The 6,731-nt window shown below is 27.6% G+C and carries 5 protein-coding genes; all 5 read right to left on the bottom strand.

What is annotated here, in order from left to right; genetic code table 11:
* Positions 1 to 23: 23 nt before the first annotated feature.
* Positions 24 to 1,565, bottom strand: a complete 1,542-nt coding sequence (gene rny / locus ASHG_RS01940; protein ID WP_392389268.1) for a ribonuclease Y — start codon at positions 1,563 to 1,565, stop codon at positions 24 to 26.
* 81 nt (positions 1,566 to 1,646) lie between these two features.
* Entirely contained in the window at positions 1,647 to 3,386 is a 1,740-nt protein-coding gene (locus tag ASHG_RS01935) for an ABC transporter ATP-binding protein (protein ID WP_040397158.1), read from the bottom strand.
* The gene (locus tag ASHG_RS01930) at positions 3,379 to 5,115 is read right to left on the bottom strand and encodes an ABC transporter ATP-binding protein (protein WP_040397157.1); all 1,737 of its coding nucleotides are present in this window, start codon (positions 5,113 to 5,115) and stop codon (positions 3,379 to 3,381) included. The genes ASHG_RS01935 and ASHG_RS01930 overlap by 8 nt, the downstream gene beginning before the upstream one ends.
* Before the next feature lie 73 nt (positions 5,116 to 5,188).
* A complete protein-coding gene (gene epsC, locus ASHG_RS01925) occupies positions 5,189 to 5,716 on the bottom strand; it encodes a serine O-acetyltransferase EpsC (protein ID WP_040397156.1) in 528 nt (175 codons plus the stop codon).
* Between the two features lies 1 nt (position 5,717).
* The gene (gene cysK / locus ASHG_RS01920) at positions 5,718 to 6,629 is read right to left on the bottom strand and encodes a cysteine synthase A (RefSeq protein ID WP_040397155.1); all 912 of its coding nucleotides are present in this window, start codon (positions 6,627 to 6,629) and stop codon (positions 5,718 to 5,720) included.
* Between the last annotated feature and the right edge of the window lie 102 nt (positions 6,630 to 6,731).

The following is a 6,731-nucleotide window of genomic DNA, read 5'->3' as shown; positions in this document are numbered from 1 at the left end:
AAAGAGAGAAATTATTCTCTCTTTTATTTTGCATATTCAATCGCTTTTGACTCCCTAATTACATTAACTTTTATTTGTCCTGGATATTCTAATTCAGTTTCAATTTTTTGTGCAATTTCTCTAGCAATTACAACCATTTGATCATCTGATATTTTTTCAGGTTTTATCATTACCCTTAACTCTCTACCAGCTTGTACCGCAAATGTTTTTTCTATACCATCGAATGAATTAGCTATTTCTTCCAAACTTTCTAATCTTTTAATATAATTTTCTAAACTTTCTCGTCTCGCTCCTGGTCTTGCTGCTGAAATAGCATCTGATGCCTGTACTAAAATTGCAGCTATACAATTAGCTTCCACATCTCCGTGATGAGATTGTATACAATTAATTACATTTTTATTTTCACCATATTTTTTAGCAGCTTCAACTCCAATTGAAATGTGTGTACCTTCAACTTCATGATCAATCGCTTTTCCAATATCATGAAGCAAGCCACCTCTTTTAGCATCTTTTTCATCAAGTCCAAGTTCTTGAGCAAGCATTCCCGCAATTTTCGCAACTTCTATAGAATGTTTTAATACATTTTGACCATAAGAAGTTCTAAATTTAAGTTTTCCTACGAGTCTTACAAGTTGAGGATGTAAATTATGTATCCCAACTTCTTCAATAGCGCTTTGTCCATCTTCAATTATTCTTTGTTCAACTTCATCTTCTGCTTTCATCAACATTTCTTCAATTCTTGATGGATTAATCCTACCATCAAGAATTAATCTTTCTAATGCAACCTTAGCAATTTCTCTTCTAATTGGTTCAAACGCAGATATTACTACAGCTTCTGGAGTATCGTCAATGATTAAATCAGTCCCTGACAACTGTTCAAAAGCTCTAATATTTCTACCTTCACGTCCAATTATACGGCCTTTCATTTCATCGCTTGGCAATGATACTACTGTAACCGTACTCTCCGCCACTTCATCAGCAGCATATCTTTGAATTGTTGTTGCTATAATTTCTGAAGCTAATTTTTTACTATCATTTTTTGTTTTTTCTTCAAACTCTTTGATAATTTTAGCTTGTTCATGAACAACATCATTTTTTAAGCTTTGAAGTAAAATATCTTTAGCCTCACTTGTAGTTAGACCAGCAATATCTTGTAACTTCAACTCTTGTTCTTCGATAAGTTTCTCAATTCTGTCTTCTTTTTGCTTTAACTTTTTTTGGTCACTAGAGATTTCGTCAGATTTCTTATCTAATAATAAGGATCTTTTATCTAGACTTTCTTCTTTTTTCAAAAGATGACCTTCCTTAGTAGCAAGTTCATTATTTTTTTTGTTAATTTCTTGCTCGCTTTCTAATTTGCGTTTAGAAATTTCATCTTTAGCGCTTATAATCGCGTCTTTTTTTAGGGATTCAGCATCTCTATTTGCTTCATCAATAATTCTTGCAGATAAATCTTCTGCAGAAGAAATTTTTGATTCACCTATTTTTTTTCTACAAAGATAGCCTATAAAAAAAGCTAATATTATGAAGGCGACAGATAGAATAATTTGATTAAAATTCATTATATCACCTCCTATTTTTTAGGATTTTCATCCTGTAATTAATTATATCATAAATCTATAATTATACGAAAAAGTTTTCTAAATTTAATTTTCTTTTATTTGTTTTAGGTACATTTTTTTATATATACCGTTTTTGTTCATTAGTTGATCATGATTACCAGATTCTATAATTTTACCATGGGATAAAACCAAAATTTTATCGACGTTTTTAATTGTAGATAATCTATGAGCAACTATAAAGGTGGTTCTATCTTTCTTTAATTCATTTATTCCTTTTTGTATTATATTTTCAGTTTCTGTGTCTATATTCGAAGTCGCTTCATCTAAAATTAAAATTTTTGGATCTCTTATATATGCTCTCGCAAATGCTATAAGTTGTTTTTCACCTTGACTTAAATTAGAACCATTTTCTAATAACATGCTATCTATTCCTCTTTGTAAAAGTTTCTCTCCACCTACTTTTTTTAAAGAATTTATAACTTCTTTATCAGAAAAAGATTCTCCCATTTTTATGTTTTCTTTAATAGTATCTTTAAATAAAAAAGCATCTTGAAGAACTACAGCCATATCTTCTCTCAACTTATTTCTATCAATTTTATTTATATTTACATCACCTATTGTAATTTTCCCTTTTCTAGGAGAATAAAAATTTAATAACAGATTTATCAGAGTAGATTTTCCTGAACCAGTTTGACCTACAAAAGCAATTGAACTTCCACTTTTCACCTTAAATGAAAGATCTTTAATCACATCTTCATTAGAATAAGAAAAATAAATATTATCAAAATTTATATCAGATTTTAAATCGATATTTTTTTCTTCAAATTTTTCCATTGAATTCATTTCCAGTAATTCAAATATATGATTAGCAGATGAAAATGCATCTTCTACATCACCAAACCTCATAATAATTGTATTAATATTATTGAAAATTTTTGTAGTATAATCTATAGCCATATATAAAGAACCTACAGTAACTAAATATATTTTAGTTATTGAACCTAGGCCAAAATAAATTAAAACTATTATTATTGCTAAAAATTGTATTATATCCATAGCTCTGTAGCCTGAATATGATCTTAATTTAGATAATTCTATATTAATATAGTAGATTTTTTTATTTATTTTATCAAATTTTTTAAATATGAAACCCTCTCTGTTAAATACTTGGATAATTTCCATATTTTGGATATATTCATTTATTTTTGCATTTATATCTGCTGTATATATTTTTATTTCTTTTGTATATGCATAAGTTTTATTTAAGTAAGTTTTAAATATAATATATACTATGGGCATTAGAATCAAGAGCATCAATGCAGCTATTGTATCAGTAAATAACAGTGTTATATACAAACCTATTATTAATATTAAGGAATTAATAATATCTGAAAAAAGTAATTGAAACATAGTTTTTAATTTATTAGTATCATTTGTGATTCTAGATGCAATTTTCCCAGAGGGAAGATTGTCAAAGTATGAAATTGGAAATGTAGATACCTTATCATAAACATCCTTTTGTACTCTAGAGGCTATTTTATTTGCTGAAATCTGAAAATAAACCCTAGATCTATTTAAAAGAATTCCAGTAACTATAAATACAATGAAATATAAGGCTAATAGAAGAGAAATCAGTTTAACATCTTTATCAGTCATTTTATTTTTCAATACATTATTAATTAGATAAGCTATAATCATAGGTCCTATTATTTCTAATATTGTTCTAAAAAAAGAAAATATAAAACCTATGAACAAATATTTTTTTTCATTTAAAGCATAATTTTTCAATCTATTATAACTTTCTTTTTTACTTAAGTTATTCATATTTATCACCTAAAATTTGATTTTCGTATTGTTTCTTATACCATTTATTATTGTTCATCAATTCATAATGATTGCCCATTTCTACAATTCTACCTTCATCTAAAACAATAATCTTATCACAATTTTGAACCTGGCTTATTCTATGGGCAATAATAATAATAGTTGTCTTATCTTTTCTATATTCTAATAAGTTATTTAAAATATTTTTTTCCGTATTTGCATCAACAGCACTCATAGCATCATCTAAAATTAATATTTCAGGATCATTTAGTACAGCCCTAGCAATGGACAATCTTTGTTTTTGTCCACCTGATAAAGATACTCCTTTTTCACCAGTTATTGTATTTAATCCTTTTTCAAATTCATTTACATCTTTACTGAAATCAGCAATATCTATGGCTCTTTCTAATTGTTCTTCATTTGCTTTATCATTAGAAAATAATATATTATTTCTCAAAGTGTCAGAAAAAATCATGTGTTGTTGTGGAACATATCCGATTTTATTTTTTAAAGATTTAAAAGAAATATCTGATGAAATTTCATCATTTATATAAATGCTAGACTTATTAATTTTATATAAATCTAGTAATTGTTTAATAAGAGTTGTTTTACCAGAAGAAGTTTTTCCTAATATACCTAAAGAAGTAGAATTTTTAATTTCTAAATTAATTTCATTTAAAATATTATCTTTAGATGTAGGGTACTTAAAGCTATGTGAATCAAACTCTATATTTACTGGAGATTTTACTTTTCCTTTATTATCTGAATTTTTAATTTCTTCTTTATGATCCAATGTTTCATTTATTCTATCCATTGCAGCACTAGCTTGTTGTTTTAAATTTATAAAATCACCCAAAGCATACATTGGCCAAACTAGCATATTTAAATAATAAGTAAATGAGACAATTTGACCTATACTTAATTGTCCTAATGTCATAAGATAAGAACCAAAACCAATAGCTATAACAAATGTTAATGAAGTAATAATCCTCTCAACCGGAGCAAGCAAAGCTTGATATTTGGCTAGAGTAATATTATGCTTTGCAAGCTTATCTGCATTTTCATAAAATATTTTTCTCCTATTTTCTACAATATTAAAAACTCTTATAATTCTAATTCCTTCAGCATCTTCTAATACTGTATCATTTAGTTTATCAAAAGATTGATTAACTTTTTTAGATTTATCATATATCTTATCTCCTATCTTAAAATAAATTATTGCTATAAGTGGTAAGGGTAATATAGAAAATATAGTTAATTTTAAATCTATAGTAAAAATCATAACCAAAATGACACTTAAAGGTAGTACTGTAGCATCAATTAATGATAAAGTACCATATCCTGCCATTACTGAAATTTGAGAAATATCATTTGTTGATTTTCCCATTAATGATCCTGTCGAATTTTTTTCAAAAAACTCTTGAGATTGGCCAAGAAATTTTTTCATCAATTTATTTCTAGTTAGATACTCAATACTACCACTAGCCTTAAATACATTGTAAGACCATCCCATAGCAAGAAAATATTTAAGTATAATAATAAAAATTGTAAAAATGATTATCTGACTAAAATAATGCATGTCAATTGAACCATTATAAATTAAATCAATCAATTTTCCAATTATATATGGTAAAAATAGTGAAACAACATCACTCAATAGCAAAAATATAATACCAATTATATAATTTTTTTTGTAATAATTAATAAACCACTTAAATTTTTTATACATATTAACTCCTTAAAATAAAAGGGCTGTTTATCAAATCTTATCAAAGATTTTAAATAAAACAGTCCTTATACTTTTAATTATGATTATGTTTTATAATTTTGGCTGGAGCACCAACAGCAGTACAGTCATCTGGTACATCATTTAAAACAACAGAATTAGCTCCAATTTTACAATCATTTCCTATTGTAATATTACCTAATAAAATTGCTCCTGCTCCTATTAGCACATTATTTCCAACTGTTGGATGTCTCTTTACTCTGTCATTTATCAAACCGCCTAAGGTTACTCCGTGATACATTAATACATCATCTCCAACTTCAGCAGTTTCCCCTATTACAACACCCATTCCATGATCTATGTAACATCTTCTACCAATTTTCGCACCAGGATGAATCTCAATCCCCGTATCTTTTCTAGCATTTTGACTAATTTCATTTGCCTTAGAAAATTCACCTTCAAGATATAGTTTATGAGCTTCAAAGTGAGCTAAAAGCGCTTTGATTCCTGGAGAAAATCTAATTGCATCTTCAGCCTTAATTAAGGCAGGATCTTTTAATAAAGCTGCCTTAACTAATTCATCCTTATATTCTTCAAATGTCATATTAATCTAAATCATACAATGTTGTTGATAAATATCTTTCACCAGTATCTGGTAAAACTGTTACAACAGATTTCCCCTCACCAAGTTCATCCGCAATTTGAATTGCACCAACTACATTTGCGCCTGATGAAATTCCTACAGCCAAAGCTTCATTTTTAGCTAAATTTCTTGACATCTCAATGGCATCATCACCTTTAACATCAACAATTCCATCTACTAAATCAAAGTTTAAATTCTTAGGTACAAAGTTTCCACCTATTCCTTGAATTTTGTGACCTGAAGCTTTTCCACCTGAAAGTAATGGACTTTCTGCAGGCTCAATTGCATAAATTTTAATATTTTCATTATTTTCTTTTAATCTTTTTCCAACACCAGTTACTGTTCCACCAGTTCCTACACCTGCTATAAATGCATCTGGAGTAATTTCATTTAATATTTCTACGCCAGTAGTCTCGTAATGAGCCTTTATATTTGCAGGATTAGAAAATTGATCTGGCATAAAATAGCCATCTTTTTTAGCTAATTCTTTTGCTTTATCAACTGCACCTTGCAATGCATTTTCAGTAGTTCTTATAACTTCTGCACCATAAGCTTCTGCAAGTTTTGATCTTTCAACACTCATAGAACTTGGCATAGTTAATATACATTTATATCCTTTTGCTGCAGCAAGGGCTGCTAATGCTACACCAGTGTTTCCACTTGTTGGCTCAACAATTGTATCACCTTTTTTTAGTTTTCCTGATTTTTCAGCCTCTTCAATCATATAAAGTGCAATTCTATCTTTAATAGATCCAGCAACATTATTCTTTTCAACTTTTACATAGATATCAGCTCTACCTTCTTTTTTTAAAGAATTTAACTTTAATAAAGGTGTATTACCTATAAGTTGTTTTGCATTTTGATTAATTGTCATTTTAACTCCTTTTAAAATGTTATAATATATCTATTTATCTAATATTATATTGTAAAAAAAAATTCTTTCAATTAATTCATAGTAAAATACTAAGAATTTAAT

Origin of the sequence: Anaerococcus senegalensis JC48, assembly GCF_000321005.1 — a bacterium.
Classification (GTDB): Bacteria; Bacillota; Clostridia; order Tissierellales; family Peptoniphilaceae; genus Anaerococcus; species Anaerococcus senegalensis.
The sequence above is the reverse complement of the archived record's forward strand: the minus strand, read 5'-3'. Positions and strand labels throughout refer to the sequence as shown.